The 24,479-nt window shown below is 54.7% G+C and carries 27 protein-coding genes and 2 tRNA genes; 13 read left to right on the top strand and 16 right to left on the bottom strand.

Annotated elements, in window-relative coordinates:
* Positions 1 to 17: 17 nt before the first annotated feature.
* The 3 genes from ASD8599_RS06615 to ASD8599_RS06605 form a co-directional block, all read right to left on the bottom strand.
* Entirely contained in the window at positions 18 to 614 is a 597-nt protein-coding gene (locus ASD8599_RS06615) for an alginate O-acetyltransferase AlgF (protein ID WP_108827803.1), read from the bottom strand.
* Positions 615 to 624: 10 nt separating this feature from the next.
* Positions 625 to 1,878: an alginate export family protein gene (locus tag ASD8599_RS06610; RefSeq protein WP_108827802.1), complete on the bottom strand. Its 1,254-nt coding sequence runs from the start codon at positions 1,876 to 1,878 to the stop codon at positions 625 to 627.
* A 222-nt stretch (positions 1,879 to 2,100) separates the two neighbouring features.
* Complete coding sequence (locus tag ASD8599_RS06605) at positions 2,101 to 2,775, bottom strand: 1-acyl-sn-glycerol-3-phosphate acyltransferase (protein ID WP_108827801.1); 675 nt, start codon at positions 2,773 to 2,775, stop codon at positions 2,101 to 2,103.
* Positions 2,776 to 3,000: 225 nt separating this feature from the next.
* On the opposite strand from ASD8599_RS06605, the gene ASD8599_RS06600 reads away from it, so the two are divergent.
* Both ASD8599_RS06600 and ASD8599_RS06595 read left to right on the top strand, forming a co-directional pair.
* Positions 3,001 to 3,660, top strand: a complete 660-nt coding sequence (locus ASD8599_RS06600; RefSeq protein ID WP_108827800.1) for a DUF1007 family protein — start codon at positions 3,001 to 3,003, stop codon at positions 3,658 to 3,660.
* Positions 3,645 to 4,538 (top strand): nickel/cobalt transporter, encoded by an 894-nt coding sequence (locus ASD8599_RS06595; RefSeq protein WP_108827799.1) that lies wholly within the window; start codon positions 3,645 to 3,647, stop codon positions 4,536 to 4,538. Before ASD8599_RS06600 ends, ASD8599_RS06595 begins: the two co-directional genes overlap by 16 nt.
* Positions 4,539 to 4,568: 30 nt before the next feature.
* On the opposite strand, the gene ASD8599_RS06590 is transcribed toward ASD8599_RS06595, so the two are convergent.
* On the bottom strand, positions 4,569 to 5,441 hold the full coding sequence (locus ASD8599_RS06590) for a glycosyltransferase family protein (protein ID WP_108827798.1): 873 nt from the start codon (positions 5,439 to 5,441) through the stop codon (positions 4,569 to 4,571).
* Positions 5,442 to 5,542: 101 nt separating this feature from the next.
* Between ASD8599_RS06590 and ASD8599_RS06585 the strand changes: the two genes are divergently transcribed.
* The gene (locus ASD8599_RS06585) at positions 5,543 to 6,286 is read left to right on the top strand and encodes a hypothetical protein (RefSeq protein WP_108827797.1); all 744 of its coding nucleotides are present in this window, start codon (positions 5,543 to 5,545) and stop codon (positions 6,284 to 6,286) included.
* 87 nt (positions 6,287 to 6,373) lie between these two features.
* Here ASD8599_RS06585 and ASD8599_RS06580 read toward each other — a convergent pair.
* The 3 genes from ASD8599_RS06580 to ASD8599_RS06570 all read right to left on the bottom strand — a co-directional run bounded on the left by ASD8599_RS06580 (position 6,374) and on the right by ASD8599_RS06570 (position 8,372).
* Positions 6,374 to 6,450: transfer RNA gene (locus tag ASD8599_RS06580), tRNA-Asp, on the bottom strand.
* A gap of 97 nt (positions 6,451 to 6,547) precedes the next feature.
* Positions 6,548 to 6,997 carry a DUF4442 domain-containing protein gene (locus ASD8599_RS06575; RefSeq protein WP_108827796.1) on the bottom strand — a complete coding sequence of 150 codons (450 nt, stop codon included), beginning with the start codon at positions 6,995 to 6,997 and terminating at the stop codon, positions 6,548 to 6,550.
* Between the two features lie 70 nt (positions 6,998 to 7,067).
* Positions 7,068 to 8,372 carry an ATP-binding protein gene (locus tag ASD8599_RS06570; RefSeq protein ID WP_108827795.1) on the bottom strand — a complete coding sequence of 435 codons (1,305 nt, stop codon included), beginning with the start codon at positions 8,370 to 8,372 and terminating at the stop codon, positions 7,068 to 7,070.
* A 45-nt stretch (positions 8,373 to 8,417) separates the two neighbouring features.
* Here ASD8599_RS06570 and ASD8599_RS06565 point away from each other — a divergent pair, with 45 nt between their 5' ends.
* Together ASD8599_RS06565 and ASD8599_RS06560 are read left to right on the top strand one after the other, a co-directional pair.
* Positions 8,418 to 9,332 (top strand): MBL fold metallo-hydrolase, encoded by a 915-nt coding sequence (locus ASD8599_RS06565; RefSeq protein ID WP_108827794.1) that lies wholly within the window; start codon positions 8,418 to 8,420, stop codon positions 9,330 to 9,332.
* A 77-nt stretch (positions 9,333 to 9,409) separates the two neighbouring features.
* A tRNA-Asn gene (locus ASD8599_RS06560) sits at positions 9,410 to 9,484 on the top strand.
* Positions 9,485 to 9,728: 244 nt separating this feature from the next.
* Here the strand turns inward: ASD8599_RS06560 and alaS are convergent.
* Together alaS and ASD8599_RS06550 are read right to left on the bottom strand one after the other, a co-directional pair.
* Positions 9,729 to 12,338 carry an alanine--tRNA ligase gene (gene alaS, locus ASD8599_RS06555; protein WP_181364424.1) on the bottom strand — a complete coding sequence of 870 codons (2,610 nt, stop codon included), beginning with the start codon at positions 12,336 to 12,338 and terminating at the stop codon, positions 9,729 to 9,731.
* Between the two features lie 203 nt (positions 12,339 to 12,541).
* Positions 12,542 to 12,829: a hypothetical protein gene (locus tag ASD8599_RS06550; protein WP_108827792.1), complete on the bottom strand. Its 288-nt coding sequence runs from the start codon at positions 12,827 to 12,829 to the stop codon at positions 12,542 to 12,544.
* 186 nt (positions 12,830 to 13,015) lie between these two features.
* Between ASD8599_RS06550 and ASD8599_RS06545 the strand changes: the two genes are divergently transcribed.
* Positions 13,016 to 13,249, top strand: coding sequence for a hypothetical protein (locus ASD8599_RS06545; protein WP_108827791.1), 234 nt, complete (start codon positions 13,016 to 13,018; stop codon positions 13,247 to 13,249).
* A gap of 3 nt (positions 13,250 to 13,252) precedes the next feature.
* On the opposite strand, the gene ASD8599_RS06540 is transcribed toward ASD8599_RS06545, so the two are convergent.
* From ASD8599_RS06540 to ASD8599_RS06525, 4 genes are read right to left on the bottom strand one after another with little or no spacing between them, the layout of a single operon-like run.
* Positions 13,253 to 14,437: a cytochrome P450 gene (locus tag ASD8599_RS06540; RefSeq protein ID WP_108827790.1), complete on the bottom strand. Its 1,185-nt coding sequence runs from the start codon at positions 14,435 to 14,437 to the stop codon at positions 13,253 to 13,255.
* Between the two features lie 21 nt (positions 14,438 to 14,458).
* Positions 14,459 to 15,313 (bottom strand): DUF4238 domain-containing protein, encoded by an 855-nt coding sequence (locus ASD8599_RS06535; protein ID WP_108827789.1) that lies wholly within the window; start codon positions 15,311 to 15,313, stop codon positions 14,459 to 14,461.
* A complete protein-coding gene (locus ASD8599_RS06530; protein WP_108827788.1) occupies positions 15,310 to 15,786 on the bottom strand; it encodes a dihydrofolate reductase in 477 nt (158 codons plus the stop codon). Before ASD8599_RS06530 ends, ASD8599_RS06535 begins: the two co-directional genes overlap by 4 nt.
* Positions 15,787 to 15,796: 10 nt before the next feature.
* Entirely contained in the window at positions 15,797 to 16,588 is a 792-nt protein-coding gene (locus tag ASD8599_RS06525) for a thymidylate synthase (protein WP_108830042.1), read from the bottom strand.
* Positions 16,589 to 16,813: 225 nt separating this feature from the next.
* Between ASD8599_RS06525 and ASD8599_RS06520 the strand changes: the two genes are divergently transcribed.
* From ASD8599_RS06520 to ASD8599_RS06495, 6 genes are all read left to right on the top strand, one after another.
* A complete protein-coding gene (locus ASD8599_RS06520) occupies positions 16,814 to 17,812 on the top strand; it encodes a hypothetical protein (protein WP_108827787.1) in 999 nt (332 codons plus the stop codon).
* 30 nt (positions 17,813 to 17,842) lie between these two features.
* Positions 17,843 to 19,219, top strand: coding sequence for a tetratricopeptide repeat protein (locus ASD8599_RS06515; RefSeq protein ID WP_181364423.1), 1,377 nt, complete (start codon positions 17,843 to 17,845; stop codon positions 19,217 to 19,219).
* A gap of 69 nt (positions 19,220 to 19,288) precedes the next feature.
* Positions 19,289 to 19,717, top strand: a complete 429-nt coding sequence (locus tag ASD8599_RS06510) for a VOC family protein (protein WP_108827785.1) — start codon at positions 19,289 to 19,291, stop codon at positions 19,715 to 19,717.
* Entirely contained in the window at positions 19,714 to 20,424 is a 711-nt protein-coding gene (locus tag ASD8599_RS06505) for a DUF1194 domain-containing protein (RefSeq protein ID WP_306418869.1), read from the top strand. The genes ASD8599_RS06510 and ASD8599_RS06505 overlap by 4 nt, the downstream gene beginning before the upstream one ends.
* Entirely contained in the window at positions 20,421 to 21,119 is a 699-nt protein-coding gene (locus ASD8599_RS06500) for a DUF1194 domain-containing protein (protein ID WP_108827784.1), read from the top strand. The genes ASD8599_RS06505 and ASD8599_RS06500 overlap by 4 nt, the downstream gene beginning before the upstream one ends.
* Before the next feature lie 4 nt (positions 21,120 to 21,123).
* Positions 21,124 to 21,900, top strand: a complete 777-nt coding sequence (locus tag ASD8599_RS06495; RefSeq protein ID WP_108827783.1) for a DUF1194 domain-containing protein — start codon at positions 21,124 to 21,126, stop codon at positions 21,898 to 21,900.
* A 47-nt stretch (positions 21,901 to 21,947) separates the two neighbouring features.
* Here ASD8599_RS06495 and ASD8599_RS06490 read toward each other — a convergent pair whose 3' ends face one another.
* The 3 genes from ASD8599_RS06490 to ASD8599_RS06480 form a co-directional block, all read right to left on the bottom strand.
* On the bottom strand, positions 21,948 to 22,445 hold the full coding sequence (locus tag ASD8599_RS06490; RefSeq protein ID WP_108827782.1) for a MarR family winged helix-turn-helix transcriptional regulator: 498 nt from the start codon (positions 22,443 to 22,445) through the stop codon (positions 21,948 to 21,950).
* A gap of 77 nt (positions 22,446 to 22,522) precedes the next feature.
* Positions 22,523 to 22,789 (bottom strand): succinate dehydrogenase assembly factor 2, encoded by a 267-nt coding sequence (locus ASD8599_RS06485; protein ID WP_108827781.1) that lies wholly within the window; start codon positions 22,787 to 22,789, stop codon positions 22,523 to 22,525.
* Complete coding sequence (locus tag ASD8599_RS06480; RefSeq protein WP_108827780.1) at positions 22,782 to 23,180, bottom strand: helix-turn-helix domain-containing protein; 399 nt, start codon at positions 23,178 to 23,180, stop codon at positions 22,782 to 22,784. Before ASD8599_RS06480 ends, ASD8599_RS06485 begins: the two co-directional genes overlap by 8 nt.
* Before the next feature lie 86 nt (positions 23,181 to 23,266).
* Here ASD8599_RS06480 and ASD8599_RS06475 point away from each other — a divergent pair, with 86 nt between their 5' ends.
* Entirely contained in the window at positions 23,267 to 24,472 is a 1,206-nt protein-coding gene (locus ASD8599_RS06475) for a pyridoxal phosphate-dependent aminotransferase (protein WP_108827779.1), read from the top strand.
* Positions 24,473 to 24,479: the final 7 nt, after the last annotated feature.

The raw sequence follows: 24,479 nt of genomic DNA, 5'->3' as shown, positions 1-24,479 counted from the left end.
GCCCTTTTGATGGTCCGTTACTTGGCCAGAGGCGCAAATTGATTTTCAATCATGCGAACACCGTCGCCATCGGCAACGAAGCTGACATTTTGTCCCCGGCGCAGCGCGACATCAAACGTAGCGATCGGGGTGTCTTGATCAGCTGCAAAAACACCCAAGGTGATGGCCACCGGATTGACTTCGCGCAAAGCGGAGGCCGCAGGCACAACGGTTTCGATGACCGGAACGGAACCATCAGCCAAGCGCAACGCAAGGGGCCGGTCAGAGCCATTCACCAACAACAACGACACTTTGGATTGACGCGGTCGAGGGGCTTCTGGAACAATGATCCGGGTGCCTTTTTCGTCACGCAGGATCGAAACGAAAGATCCCGCTTCGACATTGTCCAGATCGGCCGCAGCCACAGGAAGGTACTTGTTCGCGTCTTCGGCGATCAGATCAAAAGTGAAACCGGCAAACTCGGCGCTGTCTTGGTAATCATACCCGAAAAACCGCACGAAACTGACATCCTCCGGCAGGGCTTCGGCATAAAGACTGGTGTCATTGGCTGATGCGAAAGACCCTGCCGAACAGATCGACATGCACATTGCCGAAAGAAATGGGAAACGTGTCATAGTGAACACCTCAAAATGTTGCTGTCATACGCAGGTAGACGCGGGTTGCGGGGGTCTGGTCGATGTAGGCAGGGCCAGGGTTGAAATGTCCGACACCAAATTCGACCTTGGTTTTTTTGCCAGGCCGCCAAGCGCCAACAAGGCTGACTTCGGTGCCAAGGAAGGCGGAGTTTCCGTTTGTTGCCCCGTGAAATCGCGCACTTGGGCCTGTTGTGGACTTGCTGAACTGTGCGTAGGCATGAACGCCAAGATCAACGGACAACTTGCGTGACGGGCGCACACCAACAGCAAGTGACCCCACAACCAGATTGGTCAGCTCAGGTTGAAAAGCGTACCCATACCGGTGCACCTGCGTTTGGCCGCGATTGTAGGTTTTGTTGGAATGCAAACCGGATTGCCGATAACCTTCGGTGCCCGCCGCGAACCCGAACATCATTTGCGGATTCAGGTCATTTGTGCCGAATTTTCGGATTGATCTAACATCAATTCCAAAGCCTGCGTTTTTGCCGTTTGCAGCATCGCCAATGACCGCACTAAGGTTCAATTCATATGACACTTTCTTGGACACGAATACATTGGCGTAGCCTGCGAGATGGGCGCGGGTGTCTGGACTATCATTTTCGAGAAGTGCCAAGACACCGTATCGATTTTGCTCCATCACACGTCCGTGATGCGCCATTAGATAAGACGCGGTTACGTCACCTGTCCCCCGGAACACCGCAAACTCTGTGACCTGCTGTTTGCCTTTGTGGCCGTAATGGACGCCATCCACGGCCAAATCGGCCACCCATTTATGCGGGTCGGAAAAACGCATTCGTCCAACTGTAATGCGGGCTTGCGCACCCACCTTGAACGAAACGAAAGCTTCTTTGGTCCTCCATTGGGTCGCAAGGTCATATCTGCGGTCCTGCGTAGACTTTGACCGCGTGTCCAATTCAGCGTGACCAAACGCAATCACGCCACGTCCCAAATCAGCACGACCTACAAATCCCAGATACAGCGCGTATTCTTCGGTGCGGTCATCAATACCTTCATCGCGGCGTCGATTGTGTTCGCCCTGATACCGAAAGCTTGAATACATCGAATAAGACAGGTGCTGCCCGATGTCGTGTTTGGTCTTTTTCCGCTTTTCAGCATTGAAAACCGTCGATGGCTGCATGGGTTTGGCGGTTTTTGTGCCTGCACGACCAAGGTCAGGCGTCACCAACATCACACTTGCCAACAAGGCGACGACACGCCCTGTCCTTTTGTCACTCATCATCATTTTCTCAGTCCTCACACTGAAAGGGATGAGTGATAGCTACCCAAGGCCAACAATTTCAGGCAGGCCTGCAAAGGTCTATTTGTTCGGCAATTTGCCTAGAGGTGCTATGCTTTGGGATAGGATCACGGACACACAAGGCACGTTAGGCCAAGATGCCCAAGGCTGCGTGACGCCACATGCGAACCGGCCCCGGGCCGCCAAATGCAGAAACTGCTGGCAGCGTCAGGAATTCAGAAGCTCTTCAAGCTCTGCGTTGAAGTCGTCCAATGGCTTCGAAGGGTCCAGATGCGTCACACGGTCAAGGCGCACATTGACGTGACGACGTCCTTTCTTGATGCCTAGAAAACTCCAGAACCCATCGTATCTGGCGGTTTGAAATTTACCCAAGCCATCAATGCGCAAAACCATAACAGGCGTATCGGGCGCGTACCCCATGATGTCATGAACCCCCGACAGGCCCGGCTTGATGATCTCGCGTTCCTGCCTACGCACCCGGCCCGCGGGAAACAGCAAAATGCAGCTGCCGTTTTCCATCACCTTGTGAATGATCTCAAGCGTGTCTTCTTTGCGTTTTTGACGCTTTTCGGCAGGCCATTTTCTCGGGGAACTCATAGGGATCGCCGACACCACATGCATAGGCAGCCACTGCGACCAGCTGTAGTATTCGTTGTAATGCACTGTGGGGCGCAATCGCGCTGTGGTGTAAAGGATCGCGGCCAGCATGGGGCCATCGTGGCGACTGACGTGAGTGGACAGGATCAAAGCCCCGGGCGTGTCTTGCAACAAGTGCTTGTTTGAACAGCTGACATTGTAAAACAACGCATAGTAGGTGCGCACCAGAATAAATAGAAAATGCCGCATGAAACGGCCCAATGTCGCGTCCAGAAAACGTCTCATACGTGGAACCTGTGATGCACTTGATAACCCTCAACTTCTTTTGTGACGATGCTAGCAGACAATCGCGTCGACCAGCAAACCATTGCGTCCGGTTTTGGTGTTTTTGTTGTGCCGTTGGCGTTGCGTGCCCCGCCTTGCGAAACGCGCGTCCATCTTCCCTGCATCCTTCGGCGGTTTTGCCCCGCCCCTCTTGCACCATCGCTTTGCCACGTTTACCTGTGAGCCATGCGTATTTCCCCTGCCCTCTTGCTGGCTCTGTGGCCCGTGTCGTTCGGCACCCAAGCGGCGGCACATCCGCATATTTTTGTGGATACCCGCTTTGAAGTTCTTGTGGACGCTCAAAACAACGTCACCCATATCCGGGTGTCATGGTCTTACGACGATCTCTATTCCCTGCTGCTGGCAGAAGATTTCGACATTGATCAAGATGGCGACGGGACGCTAACCCCAAAAGAGACGGCCTTGATCACCGGCTTCGATATGAAATGGATCCCCGGATACGATGGAGATCTGGATGCCATATCGGCGGGACGCAAACTAAAGCTGTCGGCCCCGATGGATTACACCGCAATTATGACTGATGGCATCATCACAACCACACATTTGCGTGCTGTGGAAGGCGCCCCGACCCTGACTGAAACCTTAACGCTAAAACCCTATGATGCGGGCTTTTACACAGCATACGACGTCACCCGACCCACAATCATCACCGGGGGTGTCGGATGCCAGGAAACCCTGATTTCCCCTGACATTGACGCGGCACTGGAAGATATGCGCACCCAAATTGCGCAGCTTGATCCCAATGTGGATCTGGAAGGTGAAGGATTTCCGGCCTTGGGTGAGAAATTTGCCCCAAAAATCGAAATCACATGTCCCGCAATCTGATCTTTGCACTGGCCTCAGCGCTTGCGCTTTGCCTGTTGGCCTTTCTATGGGGCACAGGCGGGTTGGACCGTTTGGCAATTTGGGCGGCTGAGGCACAACGGGACTTTCAAAACCAAATCGCCCGTACGCTGCGCGGTTTGCGGGCAGGCACACCCGGAGCGCTTATCGGACTGCTCACAGCCTGTTTTGCATACGGTTTTTTTCACGCCATCGGACCCGGCCACGGGAAGGTACTGATTGGCGGATACGGGCTTGGGGTACGTGTTTCGGTTTGGCGCTTGTCGGCAATTAGCCTTGCTGCAAGCCTTGGCCAAGCGGTCAGCGCCATTGTTTTAGTGTATGCAGGGGTTCTCGTGTTGTCATTGGGCCGCGACGTTCTGACCGACACCGCGGATCAGATCATGGCACCCGTCAGCTACGTTGCCATCGGCTTGATCGGACTTTGGTTGGTGTGGCGCGGGGTCCGGCATGCCCGCACAGCCGGGCACGTGCACGTGGGCCTTGGCGCGACCTGTTCAACATGCGGCCATGCACATGGCCCCACCCCGGAGCAAGTGGCAAAAGCAGAATCCCTGCGCGAGGCGGCCCTGTTGATTGCCGGTATCGCGATCCGCCCCTGCACCGGTGCGCTGTTTGTGCTGTTGATCACTTGGCAAATGGGCATCCCGCTGGCCGGCATTGTTGGCACCTTCGCCATGGCCATCGGCACAGCCCTTGTGACAATCGCAACAGGGTGGGCGGCCGTGTCTGTACGTAGCGGATTGCTGGCAGGGTTTTCAGGCAGCAGAATGCTAAGCCGCGCGGTCCCCTTGATTGAAATATCGGCAGGTTTGGTGGTCGCCGCAATTGCAGGTGGCTTGTTGATGCGCAGTTTCTGAACAAACAGTTAATGCCAACAGGACAAAGGCTTAGATCAAACCGTTAAAGCGCTCTGGCAACTTGTACTGGGTGTTGTATTCAGGCCGGTCAAAGTGGAAAAATCCCGTCTCGCCGCGTGGTTTGAAGCTGCGGCGCATTTTGCGGCGCAAGGGATGCATATTAAAGTCATCTTGCAGCTCCAACTCTGCAAAAGCTTCAAAAACTGCTCGGTCTTCGCCACGCGCCTCTGCGAACCAGTGGCGCCCGATAGATGCGTCTTTGATGCTTGCCTGCACAGAAGCCGTGACATCGTTACGGTGGTCCATAACGCCGACATACGCCCCGAAATCGCAGAATTTCAGATGCATCAAGAACAATTCATCGGGTGCATGTACCTTGTCATACTGGGTAAAGTGCCCGCCCCTTGCTATTTTCACAGGGGCCGAGACGATGCACGGCTTGGAATAATGTGGCGCAGGACGCACGTAGCGGCGCGGCCCCAAAATAACGTCGTCAATCGCATCAGGTTCCAGATCAATACGATGAATGACCTCAAGCCCCAAAGGCGTGACCACACGCCCCTCCGGTGCATCCTTTACAAAATCCAACAAGCTGCCGCCCAAATCGGGATCAACAACGACAAGTTCATCTACATCACCAACAATCACATGTTTGTAGTAGCGACGTAGCCCGCCCACGATATTGTTCAGTAACCCCCAGCGTTTGACGTCGAAATTCTTGTGGGGATCGCCGGGAATACCGATGATATTGCAGCCTTCGGCCAATGCCGCGACCTCTGCGCCACGGCCATGGTTGACGATGTAACAATTCTCGCGGCCAAACATTTCACCGTAGTGACGCAACCACGCCTTCAGAAAGAACGCATCGTCCCGTACCATCGTCACAGCTGCCACAGTCTGCATCGCCAACCCCTTATATCCGCGCTTTGTCACGCTTTGTCTCGCACAGTACCGCTTTGACTGATAAAAGAGAATCCTAAAATTCACGCAAAGATGCCAGTCCCATGCCCCTGCCCCATTCCTTCGCAACCACCGGTTTTCACGCCATCACATCAGGTGAAAAGGTAACGCGATATCAAGTGCTTGGGGAACGGTCATCGGGAACAAACTTTGTTAAACGTCTGCTGGGACGCAACAGTCCATTGACCCCGACCGAAGGTTTGGGTTGGAAACACGGCTTTGCGAACATGCGCGCAATCCCGGCCGATCTGGGGGTTGTTTGCGTGGTACGCGACCCCGTGGATTGGGTGCGGTCCATGCACGCGAAACCGTGGCATACGACACCGGCCATGCAATCGTTGCCCTTCTCCGATTTCATACGCAGCCCTTGGGACACGATCATAGATCGGCCACGTTACTTTGATGGCGAAACCGAGACGTTGGGGCAGCCACTGCAATACGACCGTGATCCGATGACAGGCAAACGTTTCGATACACTGTTTGCGTTGCGCACCGCAAAGCTGCGCGGATTGCTGAGCTATCTGAACCGTGATTGCACCTGCATTGTATTGCGTCTGGAAACCGCCGTGGCCGCACCACAGGCCACGCTAGAACAACTGTCACACACGCTGGCCTTTACATCACCACACGATAAATTTCGTCCGGTGATGAAGCGTTTAGGCGCGAAGTTTAAACCATCGGTTGATGCACGTCCCGATACACCAAAAACGCTATCACAAAGTGATACATCGTTTTTGAAAACCGAATTGGACCTGAGTTTGGAAAACAACCTCGGGTACTGCCTGTAAGGCCAAAACACCGTAAAAAGCCGCCATTTCAGGCAGCTTTCCCCGAAGGGAAATTGTCACATTTTTCGTATTCTGGATAATTCGCAGTGGCGCGGTTGACGGGGCTCGAACCCGCGACCTCCGGCGTGACAGGCCGGCACTCTAACCAACTGAGCTACAACCGCACACTGCGTGTTGTGGGTTCTATGGCGAGTGCTGGGGCGCGTCAAGCGGGGAAATCGACAAATTTGCAGTTTTTTTACAAAGGCTAAAATCAGTCCCTTAAGACCGCTTGCTGAGGTGCCAATCGATACGCATTTCGACAACGGTGTCGCCCTCTTCGTCTTTGATATCCACTTGAACTTCAAAGGAAACTTTGCCGACCTTTTCCAGTTCGTCCAAAAGTGCTGCACTGGGTTGGGACGTCTTGCCATGGGCTGTCAAAGTGCCCTTTGCAATTTTGGTAAACGCAATTTCCGCCTTGGCCGCCACGGGACGCACCTGCAAAATCACAGGCGCCATAGCACCGGCCATTGCAGCACCAGAAGCGGCTTCACCCAAGGTGAACATTGCGCCGGCATGCTGTGTGGAAATGTGATTGGACGTTTCCTTGCGTTGCGTCATACGCGCCGATGCAACACCGTCGCCAACCTCAAGCAATTCGATGCCCACGTGATTTTGAAATGGCACGACCTGCCCAAGTTGCGCTTTGATTACGTCATACGGGTTCATCTGAATATCTCCTATTTTTCAAAAGGTTAGAAAGGGCGAGACAACAGGTCAACCGTTCCCTCACGGCACCCTACCTTGCGATGACGATATCAGCTTTCAAACCACCAAGACGTTCTGATCCCCCCAAACGCAACACCCCGCCATGGGCGCGCGCCACATCCGTCGCGATGGCAAGGCCCAAGCCCACACTGCCGCCCTTGTCCTGATTGCGGGCCGCGTCCAGACGGCTGAAGGGGCGCTGTGCTTCGGCGCGGCGATCTTCGGGGATGCCAGGCCCGTTGTCTTCAACCCGGATTCGCAAGGATTTCTCCGTCAGATCAAACGACACTTCCGCTTTTGTTCCGTAGCGCACGGCATTGCCGATCAAGTTTCCCACCGCGCGGCGCATGGCCCCTACCCGCAGCATGACCTCTCCTGTGCCCTCTGCGTGGATCAGCGACACGTTCTGTCCGGCCCGTTGTGCGTCTTCAACAACCGATGCCATCCAAGCCGGTATATCCACAGGTTCCTGTTCGCCCTCATGGGCCCCTTTAGAGAAATCCAAAAACGCATCAATCATCGACTGCATTTCCGCGACGTCTTGTTCCAGTGGTTCGCGTTCGGCGTCGTCCAGCATGGACAGCGCAAGCCGCATGCGGGTCAAAGGGGTGCGCAAATCATGGCTGACACCGGACAACATCAACGTGCGCGTTTCAATCTGACGTTCAATCCTGTTCCGCATGCTTAAAAAAGCCGTGCCCGCTGCGCGAACCTCTGTGGCACCGGATGGCGCATAAGGCGTGCTTTGCCCGCGGCCAAAAGCATCTGCTGCCATCGCCAGGCGTTTGATCGGCCGCAACTGGTTGCGCAAATAAATCAAGGCGATGATCGTGAAGACAATGCTGAAAAACACCATATTCACAAGCAATTGGTGCGGATTGGCTGCCGAAATCCGCCGCCTGTCAAACACCAGCTCATAGGCGCCAGAGGGCAAGTCCAACACAAGGCGAACCATCTTGCTGTTCCTCAGATCCACCGTGGCCACTTCCGGCATGACGCGATTGAGACGTGAAATGATAACGCGACCGGTAAAATCATCCCAGTTGCGGCCATCAGCTTCGCGCAACGCATCAGGCGCAACCAATCGCGCCTGAATGGCCAGCTCTGGCAAATCACGCGCCACCGCGTCCACACCCTGATTTTCAATCAAATGTGACACCAGCCGCAATTCGCGCACCACCGCATCCGACATCTGCAAAGTCACGTCTTCAAAGTGACGCTGTGTGAAAACGACACCCACAACAATCTGCAACACCACCACCGGCAGCAACAGAATAAGAGCAGCACGGCCATACAAGCTGCGGGGCATATAGTGTTTGAGCCATGCGAAAGACATAAGGTAGACCTTAACCACCATAAACGTGCTGCGAAAGGGCGGGCGATGACACCACCAGATGATTTTGATCCCGAAATTGGCGCAGCTGTTACGTTGGAACCCGGATTGCGCCGGATCGTGGCACCAAACCCGTCCCCCATGACCTACCGTGGCACAAACACCTATCTGTTGGGGGGCACCGACATCGCTGTGATCGACCCCGGCCCAGCCAGCGACACCCATCTTCAGGCGATTCTGGACGCCGTCGGCCCCGACCACCGCATCAGCCACATTATCGTGACCCACACCCATCTGGATCACTCCCCCCTTGCACGTCCACTGGCAAATGCCTGCGATGCGCCCGTTCTGGCCTTTGGTGGCCCATCAGCCGGACGGTCAGACACAATGGCCGAGTTTGCGGCCACCGGATACGCAGGCGGCGGCGAAGGGGTAGATATGGACTTTGAACCCGATGTTATCCTTAGCGATTCAGACGTCATTTCCACCCAAGACTGGCGCCTTGAGGTGCTGCACACACCAGGCCACATCGGCAATCATATCAGTTTGGGATGGAACGATGCCTGCCTTACCGCCGATCATGTGATGGGGTGGGCCAGTTCGCTGGTGTCGCCCCCCGATGGGGATTTGACCGATTTCATGGCGTCTTGTGCCAAGCTGCAAGCCCGCCCGTGGCGTGTGTTCTATCCCGGTCACGGTGCCCCTGTGACAAATCCCGCGGACCGGCTTCAATGGTTGATAGATCACCGCACAGCCCGTGAAACGGCCATTTTGCAAGCTTTGGCAACTGGCCCCAAAACTGCGCACGCTTTGGCACTGCAAATCTACACGGAAACACCCCCTGCCCTGCTTGGCGCGGCTGCCCGTAACGTTCTGGCGCATCTCATTGATCTTATGGGGAAAAATTTAGTCACACCAAATGGCAACCTTTCCGCAGACACCGTTTTCACGCGACAAACATGAATCATGGATTTTTTTGGGATTCATCGGAAAAATCCACTGGACGGGGTAAAAGCACCTTGCTATATCGCACGGACCGTTCCGGCGTAGCTCAGCGGTAGAGCAGTTGACTGTTAATCAATTTGTCGTAGGTTCGATCCCTACCGCCGGAGCCATAATAAGCCACCAAGTTTGAACACTTGGTGGCTTATTTGCTTTTCAGACGATCCCGCATCTTTTCCGTATTTTTCAAAGCATGGGCTTTCAAAGGTACTGCAACGCCCGAGTTTATTTTTTTTGCTTTGGGCCAGACTAAAGGCACCTTCAAAATGAAAAAACGCCCAGTGAAAACACCGGGCGCTTGGGCAATTTCAGGTAGGGATTTTATACCGCGTACGCAAAATTACAGTGCGGTTGGGATCAAAGACCCAGATGCGCCTTGGCAGCGTCCAATGCGGCATCGATCTTTGACGCATCTTTGCCCCCCGCAACAGCAACACGCGGCTGTTTGCCATGGCCGCCGCCCATGACTGCAGAAATCGGGTCAAGCATGTCACTGGCCGTTTGATCAAATCCTTCTTTGGACACGGCCACGACAGATGGGCGCCCAGCAGATGTGACTGTGCCAATCACGACAGCGTCCAGATCGCCTTTTGCTTGCAAAGTCTCAGCCAAGCGCTTCAGGCCGTCAGCTTCAACACCTTCGACACGCAGAACCAGTTTGCCGTTTACGGCTTGTGCAACCAGCCCGTCTGCCATTGTGTTTTCCAACCGCAAAGACAGCGCCTTTTTCTCGGCCTGCAGATCGGACAATTCCGTCATGCGGCGGGTCAACCCGTCCTGCAATTGGCCAACCGGCACACCCGCGATTGCAGTTGCTGCGGCCACGTCGTCTTTCAGGCGACGGTATTCGTTCAGCACGCCTGCGCCGGTCACGGCTTCGATGCGGCGCAAATTCGACCCGATAGAGCTTTCGCTTAGGATAGTGATCAGGCCGATCTGTCCCAAGCTGCTGACGTGGGTGCCGCCGCACAATTCGATGGACTCTGGGCCCGCGAACATGACGCGCACTGTGTCGCCGTATTTTTCGCCAAAGAAGGCCAAAGCCCCCTTTTCGATTGCTTCATCACGGCCCATTTCCAGGTGCTGGCACGGGGCGTTTGACAGAACCTGAGCGTTAATCAAGTCCTCGATCTCGCGCAACTCATCTTCGCTAAGTGGATTGAAGTGGTTGAAATCGAAACGCAAACGATCCGCGCCTACATACGACCCCTGCTGCTTGACGTGGGTGCCAAGCACTTTGCGCAAAGCCCAATGGATCAAGTGCACTGATGTGTGGTTCCGTTGGATGGCGCCCCGGCGCACGGCGTCAATTTTGGCCGTGACCGCATCACCGATCTGCAATCCATCCGCATCAGTGCCAGCAGCAACCATATGTGCGTGCAATCCCGGCATGGCCGGACGTGTGTCCAACACTGCCAATTCCTGACCGCTGCCAAGGGTCAGAACGCCAGTATCGCCAATCTGGCCGCCACCTTCGGCATAAAACGGGCTGCGGTCCAAGACAACTTCGGTGCCTTTGTCCGATGCCACCAAGCCCGTGATTTTCGCAGTCGTCTCATACGTATCGCGCCCCACAAACTCGGTCGCGCCATAAGCGTCCATGATCGCCTTATAGTCGATGGCCTGATCGCTGACGTTGCCTTTTTTGCGGCTGGCACGGGCGCGTTCGCGCTGTTCGGTCATCAACTTGCGGAATGTATCGACATCCACATCATGGCCTGCGTCTTCCGCGATCTCGGCTGTGATTTCCAGCGGAAACCCGTGCGTGTCATGCAACACAAAGGCCGTTTCACCAGACAACATCGCGTCGCCCTTCAGGCCCTTCAACTCGGCCCCCAAGATGCTCAAACCCGTTTCCAACGCACTGCGGAACTTCGCTTCTTCGCTGGCCAGTGTCTTGCGGATCAAATCGCGTTGTTCGTCCAGTTCAGGGTAGTAATTCTTGTGTGTGTCAATGGCCAGATCCGCCATGTGCGGCATCATTTCATCCATGATCCCAAGCAGATAGGCGAAACGTACCGCACGGCGAATAATGCGGCGCAACACGTATCCACGCCCTTCATTGCTGGGGATGATGCCATCGGAAATCAAAAACGTCGCAGACCGGACGTGATCCGCGATAACGCGCATGGCTTGATCGTCTTTGGGGTGCGCCCCGACGGTCTTGCCTGATACTTTTGCGGCTTCATTTACCAAAGCTTCAAGAGTGTCACAGGAATACAGCGACGGGCTGCCACGCAAAACACCAACAAGGCGTTCAAGGCCTGCGCCCGTGTCGACATGCTGGTTTGGCAAAGGCGTCAACGTGCCCGAGGAATCACGGAAGGACTCCATGAACACGACATTCCAAAATTCAATAAAGCGGTGTTCTGCGTCGGGGTTCGCGGGGCCACCTTCGGGGCCGAATTCCGGGCCAAAGTCGTAAAACAGCTCGGTTGAGGGGCCGCATGGGCCAGTTTCACCCATTTCCCAAAAATTGTCTTTGTCCAGTCTTTGAATGCGGTCCGCAGGCACGCCAATGTCGTTCAGCCAGATTTGTTCGGCTTCGTCATCGCTGATGTGAACAGTGACCCAAACTTTGCTTGTGTCGATCTTCAACACGTCACTGACAAATTCCCACGCCCATTTGATGGCGTTTTCCTTGAAGTAGTCACCGAAGCTGAAGTTGCCCATCATCTCGAAAAAACTAAGGTGGCGCAAAGACTTACCAACCGCGTCCAGATCATTGTGTTTGCCGCCGGCACGTACACATTTCTGGACAGATGTCGCGCGTTTGGTTTCGAAGGGAACCGGTTCTTCGTCCAGAAAATACTGCACAAATTGCATCATGCCCGAATTCACGAACATTGGCGCTGTTGGGTGCGTTGGGATCAGGCTCGCCGATTTGACGACTTCATGCGAACGTGCGCTCCAGAATTCATACCATGCTGCACGCAACTGGGCTTCTGTGGTGATTTCTTGGGACATCAGCGGACCGAACCTTTCTTGAAACTTCGCCCGTGTCATTACTATTGCGCACGGCAAAAGAACAGACGGAAATTATGGGACTTGGGCTTGGGTCTTCAAGTGCGCCTCACAAGCCTAAAATGAATGAAAGCGCCAAGCCTACGGGGCCGGACGCTTTCACTGCAAATTCAATTCAGCTTCAAACGATGCTGCAAAGACGTGGTTCAGGAACAGCCTTTGGTGCCAATCGGGCAATCATATGTGGATTTCGCACGGCGTACGTGGCGCTTTGGCTTATGGCGCTTGGCCGCGTTCATCATCACATGCTGGTAGGACATGGACTGGTTGGGCGTACCGCAGCAGATAACACCGGAAATAGTGATGGGCTGAAGGCCTGCAGGGCAATAGTTGGCTTTGGCGTGGTATGGATAGATTTTTGCATCCGCAAACGCAGGGGCCGCGCCCATAACCATCAGGCCCAAACCTGCCAAAAGTGCTGTTTTGATACGCATATCATCCCTCGTTTTATTAAACGTGTTACATTTTATTTTGGTTAATATTGCCTGATTGCATGGGGCCGCGTCTACCCCTTTTGTGACGCTGACGCAGTCAAAGACCCCGCAATTAGGGGGCGCGGGCGCATCATTAACCATATTTAGAGATGATTGCGCCTAGTTTGGAGGCGAAAGGACAATCCCATGATCGAACTTTTACGCCTGCTTTCTCTGTATTACGCTTGCGATAACACTGCAGCCCAGCGCATGTTAACGGCAGATGAAATAGCAAGCTGCACAGGCCATTACGCGGCCATCAAATCCCACTTTGCAGACACTGACACCCCCGACCGGATGGCGGGATACAAGCGTTTCAAAATCTGGGAAACCGAAAACGCAGAGCTTGTGGTACAGCTGCGCAAGGGCCGCCGCCTGTAAAACTCAGCTGTTCAGGCGCGCCTGCAGCGCACTGTATCCCCGAAAGCGAACGCGCCCGCCTTGGGTGCGTCCTGTAATTTCGTAATCGGGAAACCGCGCCAAAAACCGACCAAGTGCAATCCGTCCCTCCATACGTGCCAAGGTCAGGCCGACACACACATGAGGTCCACCCGCAAACGCCAAATGGCGATTGGGTTTTCGCGAAACATCAAAGCGGTCCGGATCATCAAAAACATCCCGATCACGATTTGCAGCGCCGATGCACAAATGCAAGTTGGTGCCTTTGGCAATCACAATGCCACCGATTTCAACCTGCTCCGCCGTCTCGCGGTTGCCAAACTGGTTAGGGGAGGCCACGCGCAACACCTCTTCCACAGCACTTGCGATCAGATCAGGGCGTTCACGCAACGCCGCCCTTTGATCGGGGTGATCATGCAGCACAGCCAACCCGTTCCCGATCAAGTTGGTGGTCGTTTCATGCCCCGCATTCAGGATAAAAATGCAATTCTGGATCAACTCTATTTCACTTAGCTGTCCCTGCGTGTCCCCCTGTATCAATCGGGTCAAAACATCGGTGTCCACATCACCCGGATGCGCCTTGCGCCGTGCAATCAGGTCTTGAAGGTACAGCTTGAATTCACGAACAGCATCTTGCCCGCGCTGCAATTGCGCATCCGACAGCACAGGTTCCAAAGCCCCCAAAATGGCCAGCGACCAATCGCGCAACGGCCCGCGTTCGTCCATGGGGATGTCCAGCAAATTGCCAATGATCTGAATGGGAATGGTGCTGGCAAAATCCTCGATCAAGTCGGGGTTTGAGGGCATCGCGTCCAGCAAAGCATCCACAGTCTCGATCAAACCCACTTCCATCCGCTGTATCGCGCGCGGCGCAAGGGCCGAGGCCATGATGCGGCGCACACGGGAATGCAGCGGCGGATCGTTGAAGACGAGGCTGGTGGTGTGATGCTCATAAAGCGGAGTGCCGGCCCCGAACTTCGGCGCAAAGGCCGCGCGTTTGTCGCTGAGGAAGGTGGTGGTGTCTTTGTAAACCCGCTCAAGGTCGGCATGTTTGGAAAGGATGTAGGACCCGTCGGGTTGCGGGTGGACGGGGGCGTGGGCGAGGAGCTGGTCGTAGTACGGGAACGGGTTTTCGTGGAAGTCGGGGGGGAGGGAGGAGAGGGTGAGCATGGGAATTTTCCTACTCTTAGCTTATCTAGAAAAGACAATGGAATTAACAAGCGCTTTGTTAGAACCAGCTACCTCAGTACTTTGCCTGAACAGTTGCAAATTTATTTTTCTGACTTCAGATGCATCGATTTGTAGATGAAATGGAAATCCGCTGTTAGGTCCAGCGAAACCAATTAGAAGCTTTGGCGTCATAGCTGTCCAAAGTTCGACATATCCGTCACCCAACAGTGCCCCTTTCATATTCTCCAAACGAACAACAGGATTGCTGCCAACCAAAAACTGCTTTCCAAGAGGGGCGCTGGCAAAATGCAAACTCATTCGATTGAGTCTTTCATTTATCATAGGCGAAGATCGCGCCAGCGATTGAACGTGTGCATACTGGACAATTTCCGAAACTTTTTCCGGATCCAGCATTTCATCAATTTTGCACGGCGCAATCTCTCCAAATTCACGTTGGTATCGCTCAATCGCGTTTCGTATAGCCAAATCAGGTTGATCATAAATATCGTTATTTGAAGCAAAATCAGGATTCCGTTTTGCGTAGTAGTAGAAAAATTGCTGCAAGAATTTCCTTGTCTCGAGGTCAATAACCGGCTCTTTTCCAGTATATATGACCTGAACAAACTGGTTGATAAATTCAGCAAACTTGGAATCTAGAACTTGTAAGAATTCACGTTCCAGAACGTCCGATCTCTGCCCGTTTAGGGTAGTTACGGAGTAGTAGTGGCGCTTCCGAAACTTTTTACTGATATCTCTACTGGCAACCCCCTCTTCGGGCCGCCTCTTAGAAAAGTAGTAAAATTTGGTACCTTCATAGCAAAATTGCGACAGAACACCTTGGGGTACATAATGATGCCATTTTGACGTTTGGCTCATCCCCGAACCCACTCCCCCACAACACACCGCGGCCCGTCGCTTTCCAACTCCAGCTGAGACACCAACCGCCACTCCGACCCGTCAAAGGATGGAAAGAACGTGTCCGCCCCCTCGACCTCCAGATCGACCTCTGTCAGGCACAAGCGGTCCGCGATGGGTAGCATTGCGCCGTAGATGCCAGCGCCGCCCATACCGTAGATGCGGTGGTAGCCCATGGAGTGCGCCAGTTCGATGGCCTCGTCCACGGACCCCACGCAATGTTCTGCTGCGCAGCCTTGGGATGTCACCACGATATTCAGACGATTTTTCAAAGGGGTCACAGGCAGGCTGTCCCAAGTGCGCCGTCCCATGATGACGGCCCCGCCCATGGTTTCACGCATGAAATACTTCAAATCTTCGGGCAAGTGCCACGGCATGTCGCCGTCTTTGCCGATGGCGCTGCCTTTGGCGCGGGCTGCAATCAGGGTAATCATGTGTGGTCTCCTATACTGCGACGGGCGCGCGGATCAGTGGATCGGGGTCATAGCCTTCCAAGGCGAAATCTTCGTATTTGAAATCAAAGATCGACCCCACATCCCGCAAAATCTTCATTTGCGGCAGGGGTTTGGGGGTGCGGGACAGCTGTAATTCGACCTGCTCCATGTGGTTTGAATAGATGTGGGCGTCGCCCAGCGTGTGCACAAAATCCCCCGCCTCGTAGCCTGTGACATGGGCCAGCATCTGCAACAGCAACGCATAGGACGCGATGTTGAATGGCACGCCCAGAAACATATCGGCAGAGCGTTGATACAGCTGTAAGTGCATTTTGCGCCCCACAATGCGCACCTGCCACATCGTATGACACGGCGGCAACGCCATTTCGTCAATCTGGCCCGGGTTCCATGCCGACACCAGCAAACGGCGGCTGTCGGGGGTGGCTTTGATGGCTTCGATCAGCTTTGCGACCTGATCCACAGTGCCACGTTCGGACGCGAAGGCGCGCCATTGTTTGCCATAGACCGGACCCAAATCGCCATTTCCATCCGCCCATTCGTCCCAAATCGACACACCGTTGTCCTTAAGGTAGCCGATGTTCGTATCGCCTGCCAAGAACCACAGCAGTTCATGAATGATAGATTTGAGGTGCACTTTCTTGGTTGTGACCAACGGAAAACCATCCGCCAACGGGTAGCGCATTTGCATACCGAAACACGAAATTGTGCCAGTGCCCGTACGATCAGAGGACGCTTCGCCCTGCTCAAGAATATGGCGCAAAGCGTCGTGGTATTGCTGCATGTCTGTTTCCTTGTTGAACCATGGCTCTTTGGGACGGGCCACAGAATCTCATTGCTTGTCACCTTATATAGCGGTCTAGCGAAGATGTACCTCTATATCGTGGACGTTTTTTCGTCACGGTTGAAAGACAGAAATGCCCCGACCCTGCATCTGCGTTGACTTACAGCGTCAAATTAGAGATTCTTTTTATCAAAGGCAGCAGTAAAAAACAAAAAGGTTGGGCAAATGACCCGCATTTATACAGGTATAGCCGCGTTAGCGGTGCTGGCCGCGTGTGGCGGCAGCTCAAACCCATTTACATCCACAACAGGCGGAGGCGGCACGACTGGCAGCGGCGGCATCGAAGTGCCTGCGGCCATCGCAAACGATCTGGACAGTCTGAACTATGACGCCGCCAACAGGACTTTGACCGTTTCGGGTTTGACCCAAGACGGCGTGCCTTTGGTCAACACCTACAACTTCGTGTCTGAAGGCCAGCAGGTATTAACCACGTCAACCGGTCAATCCTACACCGCCTACATCGACGGCTACGCGACGTTCACGGCCCAAAACGACCCTCTTGGCCGTCACGCAACGGCATTTGTGGCCAGCCGAGAAGGTGTTCAAGCGGGTGTTGTTCTGACAGGCGGACAATTCGGGGATTTCTTCGGTGGCACGTTTTATGAACGCACCGGCACCTACACAGCGCCCGTCGCCCCCGAAGGCCGCTTCGATGTGACCTATCACGGCACATATGCGGCCGGTTTGAACGGACCCGGCCCCGTCACTGATCTTTTGCCAATCAACCCCACACTTGATCCCGACATCAACACCCCAAATCAAGCGGCCTATGTGCGCGGTTTGATCTTTGTGAACGTCGACCTGAACGACATGTCTGTTGAAGGCGAGATTTACAACCGAACGGCAGTCTTTCAAAGTAGTCTCGCCGCTGATGGGCCAGATGATGTGCAATTTGCAGCTTTGCCAGACATCTTTTTGGTGGAAGGGGCCTTGGAAGACGATGGGTCTTTCGCGGGTGTGACCGATGACGACGATGGTGAAATCGACACAAACGGCACCTTTGCGGGCGTTATCGGCGGTCCGAACGGCGAAAGCATGGTCGGAGGCACGTCATTGACTGATTTTGTTGATCAATTTGACAATGAAATCGAATATGGTGTGTTCGTTCTGGACCTGTGCCAAGCTGGCGATACAGACCCTGTCTGCCTGAACGCGCAGCCATAAGAACTGATGGGCGCTCCGCGGTCCAAGGTCATGCAAAAAGGGCGTCGCGCATTATGCGTGGCCGCCTTTGTTGCCTGTGCGACACCGGGCAGCCCGCAGCCGACTGAAACGCTCACCCTCAATCAGGCACGCAGTGTCGCCGCCCAAGCCATTCGCGGCGGTGATTTCGAATTGGCCCGAAAACTGGCTATGGGCCTTTTGCAGGCGGATCCCGAAGATGCCTACGCCTATTCGGTGCTGACTGCTGCACACACGCGGCTGAAAAATCCGGACCTCGCCCGACATGCTGCACGGCTGACGTATAAATACAGCGACACACCGTCTGCGTCCTTTAACGCCGCACGCAAGGCTGGCGAACTGGCCTACCAACAAAAACGATACAATGCTGCCCAATTGTGGTTGCGCAGGGCCGCGTTTCACGCCCCTGATGAAAAGCACACCAAATTACTGGGCCGCAACTATGCACAGGTGCGAAAAGCCAACCCTTTGACCTTGCGGTTCAATTTCTCGGTGACACCGTCGGACAACGTCAACAATGGCTCTGACGCCGTGTCCCATATCATCAATGGCGAGCCGACAGGTGGCAGCATCGGCGCAGGCAGTCGTGCTTTGTCCGGTATCGTTGGCACCGCAGACCTAAGCGTCAAGTACCGCCTGCGGCAAACCAAGAAAACACGCACCGTTCTAAATGCTCGGATCTTCACGCGTCGGGTCGCACTGTCGTCTTCTGCACGCGCAGCCGCGCCCAATGTCAGCAATGCAGAGCTGGGCAGCACCTATACCGATATTGGCCTGTCCCACAGCTTTGGGCTAAAAACACCAGGCGCATTCGCGACGGTCAGTGGAAATGTTGGCAAAACCTGGGCTGCGGACAACGCGCAATACACATTTGCGCGGGCAGGCTTTGCGCCCAGTTACAAACTGACAGATAGAAGCCGCCTGAACCTGAATGCCAGCATCGAACAACGCTGGTCTACCACCGACAATCGGCGCGATAGCACAATTGCGCGGGTCTCGGCTAAGGTGCATCAGAAGCTGAAGAACGGCAACAAACTTAGTTATGGCGTGAACTTGCAAGATGTGCGCAGCGACGCAACAAATGCATCCTACCTGTCTAGCGTGGTGACTTTTGAATACGGTTTTGGCAAACAAATCGGCCCCATGACCCTAAGCGCCGGCGTGTCGCTGGGGCAGACGGATTATAGCACCTATGGCCTTCCAACACCTGTTGCGGGCGGGCGGCAAGACACTTCCCTTTATGGGAATGTCACAATGGTGTTCACAGATTATGACGTGGCAGGGTTCGCACCGTCTTTGCGGGTTCGGGCGGGCGGCAAGACCTCCAACATCAGTCGTTTTGAAACACGCGAATTGTCCGTGACGCTGGGCATCCAGTCAAAATTCTGAGAGCCGCTGGCATCGCGCCGCGGACATGCTAGGTTGGAAGGTGACGTTATTCCAATACAGGACAAACACATGCCGCTGAAATATCTGCACACAATGGTCCGCGTGGCCGATCTGGAAAAATCCATCGCGTTTTTTGAATTGCTGGGGATGAAAGAAACCCGCCGGTACGACAGCGAAGGCGGCCGGTTTTCTCTGATCTTCATGGCGGCTGAAGGGGACGAAGACTGCCCCGTTGAGCTGACATACAACTGGGATGGTGATGACGGATTGCCATCAGACGGCCGTCATTTTGGCCATCTGGCGTACCGCGTTGATAACATTTATGAAACATGCCAACATCTTATGGACAATGGCGTCACCATCAACCGTCCGCCCCGCGATGGGCACATGGCGTTTGTACGCAGCCCCGACAATATCTCGATTGAGCTGCTGCAAGCCGGTGACAACCTTGAGCCTGCCGAACCTTGGGCCAGTATGGAAAACACAGGGCACTGGTGAAGCCCTACGCTGCATGCGTGGCCTTAGCGGCGGTGGCTTGCGTCACTTCCGCTCAGGCAGACTGCCGCTTGGCCTTGCTGCTTGCGGTGGATGTGTCCAATTCCGTCAATGCGACCGAAGACGCGCTTCAGCGCAAAGGACTGTCAAACGCCTTAAATGCTGCAAATGTGAAACGTGCCGTTTTCGCCACCGATCAAACCGTAGCCCTCGCCGCCTTCGAATGGTCCGGGCGCCATCACCAGCAGGTCATGTTGGACTGGACCATTTTGAAGACCCCCGCCGATCTTTCACGCGCGGCGCACACCATCGCACACAGCAAACGCGGCCAAATCGATTTTCCCACTGCCATGGGCCACGCCTTGACGTTCGGGGCCGAGATGTTTGCAAAAGCCCCTGACTGTTTGTTTAAGACATTGGACGTGGCCGGAGACGGCAAAAGCAACACAGGGTATCCGCCCAAGCTGGCCTACGCCGATCCGGCCTATGACGAAATCACTGTGAACGGTCTTGTGGTCCGGGTTTTGGATCTGGGCATGGATCTTGGCGTCACCGCCTACTACGAAGCTCATGTCAAACACGGACCAGGTGCGTTTATCGAAGTTGCCGACGGGTTCGAGGATTACACCCGCGCCATGACCCGCAAATTGATGCGCGAATTGTCCCCCACGGTGCTCAGTGCGCGACCAGCATCGGATAATCCCGGATGAGATCTGCCCTCTTTGCCTTTGCTCTGTCCGCCCTGCCCTTGCCCGCTTTTGCCTGCCGCCTTGCGTTACTTTTGGCGGTCGATGTGTCCAGTTCGGTTGATGCTGCGGAAGATCAATTGCAACGGGGTGGTATTGTTTCAGCGTTGATAGCCCCCGAGGTGCAAAATGCGTTCTTTGCGTCTGATGTTCCGGTGGCTTTGGGCATCTATGAGTGGTCAGGGCGCTACAATCAGGAAGTATTGCTGGACTGGGTCATCATCGACACGCCCGCCGATTTGCTGGCGGCTGCAGAAACCGTCGCTGATAGCAAACGCAGCCACAACGATTTCCCGACAGCCATGGGATACGCGCTTGGGTTCGGGGCGAAAATGTTGGCCCGCGCCCCGAAATGCGACACCAAGACGCTAGACATGGCGGGCGACGGCCAAAACAACGAAGGCTTTGGACCCCAAGCGGCCTACCGAGAATTCCCTTTTGACGATGTAACCGTTAACGGGTTGGTCGTAAACGGGGCCGACTTTGAAGCTGAAACCGGCCTGATCGCCTTTTATGAAGGCCAGGTCATGCACGGCCCGGGCGCATTTATTGTTGTGGCACAAGGGTTTGACGATTACGCCCGCGCGATGCGACGCAAACTGGTGCGTGAGCTGTCTTTGCCCATTCTGGGTGCTTTGCCGCTGCCTGGTCCGGGATAGGAATATGCATCGGTGTTCTCATCTGCCTTCTTCCCTTTATGCGATCGTTTTTGCGGTTTTCGCCACACAAACCATCGGTAGTTTGGCACAAGCACAATGCCGTCAGGCATTGGCGTTGGGGCTGGATGTTTCGGGGTCTGTGGACGCGCGGGAATACCGTTTGCAACTGGACGGTGTTGCCGCGGCACTGAATGCGCCAACGGTGCAAGCAGCACTTTGGGACACGCCCGGATCCCACGTCAGTTTGCTGATTTATGAATGGAGCGGTCCGGCGGATCAGGCGCTGATACTGCCTTGGACCCCGATCATGTCTGTAGCCGATCTGGATGACGTTACCGAAATCCTGCAACAGACCGTCCGTCGCGCCACCAGTCCCGGCACCGCCTTGGGGGATGCCATGATCCTGGGTGCCCGTCATCTTGCAATGCAACCTGAGTGCTGGAAGCATACCTTGGATATTTCCGGAGATGGGAAATCCAATCTCGGGGCGCGACCCAGAGACGTAAAACCCGTGTTGTTACATGATGACATCACAATAAACGCTTTGGTCATTGGCGCAGATGCGCCCCAGTCGGGCGATAACCGACAGGCCGACATTGCCGGCCTATCTGCCTATTTCCATGCAGAGGTGGTTTTGGGTCCGGATTCTTTTGTGGAAACGGCTTTAGGCTTTGATGCATACGCCCAAGCCATGCAACGCAAGCTGGAACGCGAATTGCAGACGCTGATGATGTCCGAACACGATCTGGACGCGGGGACCCAAAAACGCGACCTGCGCTGACCCGATTGGGGCAACGCAGCGGTCCATGTCGTCGCGATGACTGTGTTCTAGTAGATGTAGCGGATCTGATCTGTCCAATACCGTTCCACCCGCTTCAAAGAACTGGTAATGTTTTCGATACCATCCGGGCCAATCACGCCGCGCGATTGCAAACCTTCTGCGTGACGTTCAAACAAATCAGTCACCACATCTCGAATGTTGCGGCCTTTTTCGGTCAACCTAACGCGCACAGATCGCCGATCAATTTCGCACCGCTGATGGTGCATATAGCCCATTTCCACCAGTTTCTTTAGGTTGTAGCTGACATTGCTGCCTTGATAATAGCCGCGGCTTTTTAATTCGCCAGCGGTCACCTCATTGTCACCGATATTGAACAACAACAGCGCTTGAACCGCGTTGATTTCCAACACGCCGACACGTTCGAATTCATCTTTGATGACATCCAGCAACAACCGGTGCAGGCGTTCAACCAAAGAGAGGGCTTCGAGGTAGCCGCCCATAAAGCCCTTAACGTGGGCCGCCATCATTGGGTCTTGGATGCTCATTATGTTTCTCCGACTCAGTCTGCTCTTTGGAACAAAACTGGATCAAATTTCACAATAATGAGTTAAAAAGCGGGTGTTTAAGCAGTTTTATCCTGAAATTGGACCGCTATACGTGTAACGAGATCAGCCAATTCATCCGGTGGGCTATGTTGGCCCGTCACCCATTGATACAAGTCCTGGTCGTTTTCATTGAGCAACGAATCGTATTGCAAAAGTTCAGCGTCGGACATTTCTGCCAGATGCTCATCGGCAAATGCAGACAGAATGATGTCCATCTCTTTGATGCCCCGACGCATCGACCGCATACGCAAACGTTTCAGACGATGTTCATACAACTCAGCCATTCGAATTTGCGTCCAAAACTGTGCGCAACCGCTTTTCAAGCCGCGCAACTTGTTCCGCACGGGCCAGCAAATCAGCGCGCATATCGCGCAGCTCAAGCAAGATCGCGCGTGCCGTATCATCACGGGCGTCGGCATCGGCCGGCGCATCCATTCCGACACCCTCACCGTTGATGAGCCACATCATGGATACGTTCAACAAGCCCGCCATCATCGACAAACGGTTGGCACGCGGTTCGGACAAATCGTTTTCCCATTTGCGCAATGTATCAAGACGAATGCCCAACCGGCGTGCCAAATCTTTTTGCGCCATGCCGGCCTGTTCACGGGCTGCTGCCACCCTGTCCCCAAAGGTTGCCGCGTCTTGTCCGTACCAGTTTTCTGTGTCGTCCATGATATGCTTCGCCTTCTGCGGTTGATCGGAGGGCAAGCCCCCCCTATGACAGTTCTGCGACCAGCTCTAACCAAATCGAGGCCGAAATGAAACTGCTCTCCGACACTCTTGACCGCGTCAAACCGTCCCCGACCATCGCCGTGACGAACAAAGCGCAGGAATTGAAGGCTGCTGGGCACGATGTCATTGGCCTCGGTGCCGGTGAGCCGGACTTTGATACACCGCAGCACATTAAAGACGCCGCAGTGGTCGCCATTGCCATGGGCAAAACCAAATACACCGCTGTTGATGGTATCAAAGAACTGAAAGAAGCCGTATGCGCCAAATTCAAACGCGACAACAAACTGAGCTATGAACCCAACCAGGTCAGCGTGTCTTCTGGCGGCAAGCAGATCCTTTACAACGCGCTGATGGCAACCCTGAACGAAGGCGACGAGGTGGTGATCCCTGCCCCGTATTGGGTTAGCTACCCCGACATGGTACTGTTGGCCGGTGGCACACCTGTGATCGCGCAAGCCAGCGTGCAAACAAATTACAAGCTGACAGCAGACCAACTTGAGGCTGCAATCACACCCAACACCAAATGGTTCATCTTCAATTCGCCCTCCAACCCAACTGGCGCCGGGTACACGTGGGACGAGCTGAAGGAACTGACGGACGTGTTGATGCGCCACCCGCATGTTTGGGTGATGTCGGATGACATGTATGAATTCCTTGCCTACGACGGGTTCAAATTCTGCACCCCCGCCGAAGTCGAACCACGCCTGTATGACCGCACCCTGACCACCAACGGTGTGTCCAAAGCCTATGCGATGACCGGTTGGCGGATCGGTTACGCAGCGGGGCCTGTGGAACTGATCGCGGCGATGCGAAAGGTGCAATCACAATCCACATCGAACCCTTGCACCATCAGCCAATGGGCCGCGGTCGAGGCCTTGAACGGGCAACACGACTTTATTGCCGACAACAACGAAATTTTTGTGCGCCGTCGCAATCTGGTTGTGGACATGTTGAACGCGGCCGAAGGCATCAGCTGCCCTGTGCCGGAAGGCGCATTTTATGTCTATCCGTCCATCTCAGGCGTGATCGGCAAGACCTCCGCCGGTGGAACAAAGATCGAAAACGACGAGATCTTCGCCAACGCGCTGCTGGAGGAAACCGGAGTAGCGGTCGTCTTCGGAGCTGCATTCGGACTATCGCCAAACTTCCGCGTCAGCTACGCTACCTCTGACGAGGCCCTCAAAGAGGCCTGCGCGCGTATACAGACCTTTTGCGCGTCCATGACAGACTAAGGATAAC

It is taken from the genome of Ascidiaceihabitans donghaensis (genome assembly GCF_900302465.1).
GTDB lineage: Bacteria > Pseudomonadota > Alphaproteobacteria > Rhodobacterales > Rhodobacteraceae > Ascidiaceihabitans > Ascidiaceihabitans donghaensis.
This window is presented reverse-complemented; position numbering and strand designations above follow the sequence as displayed.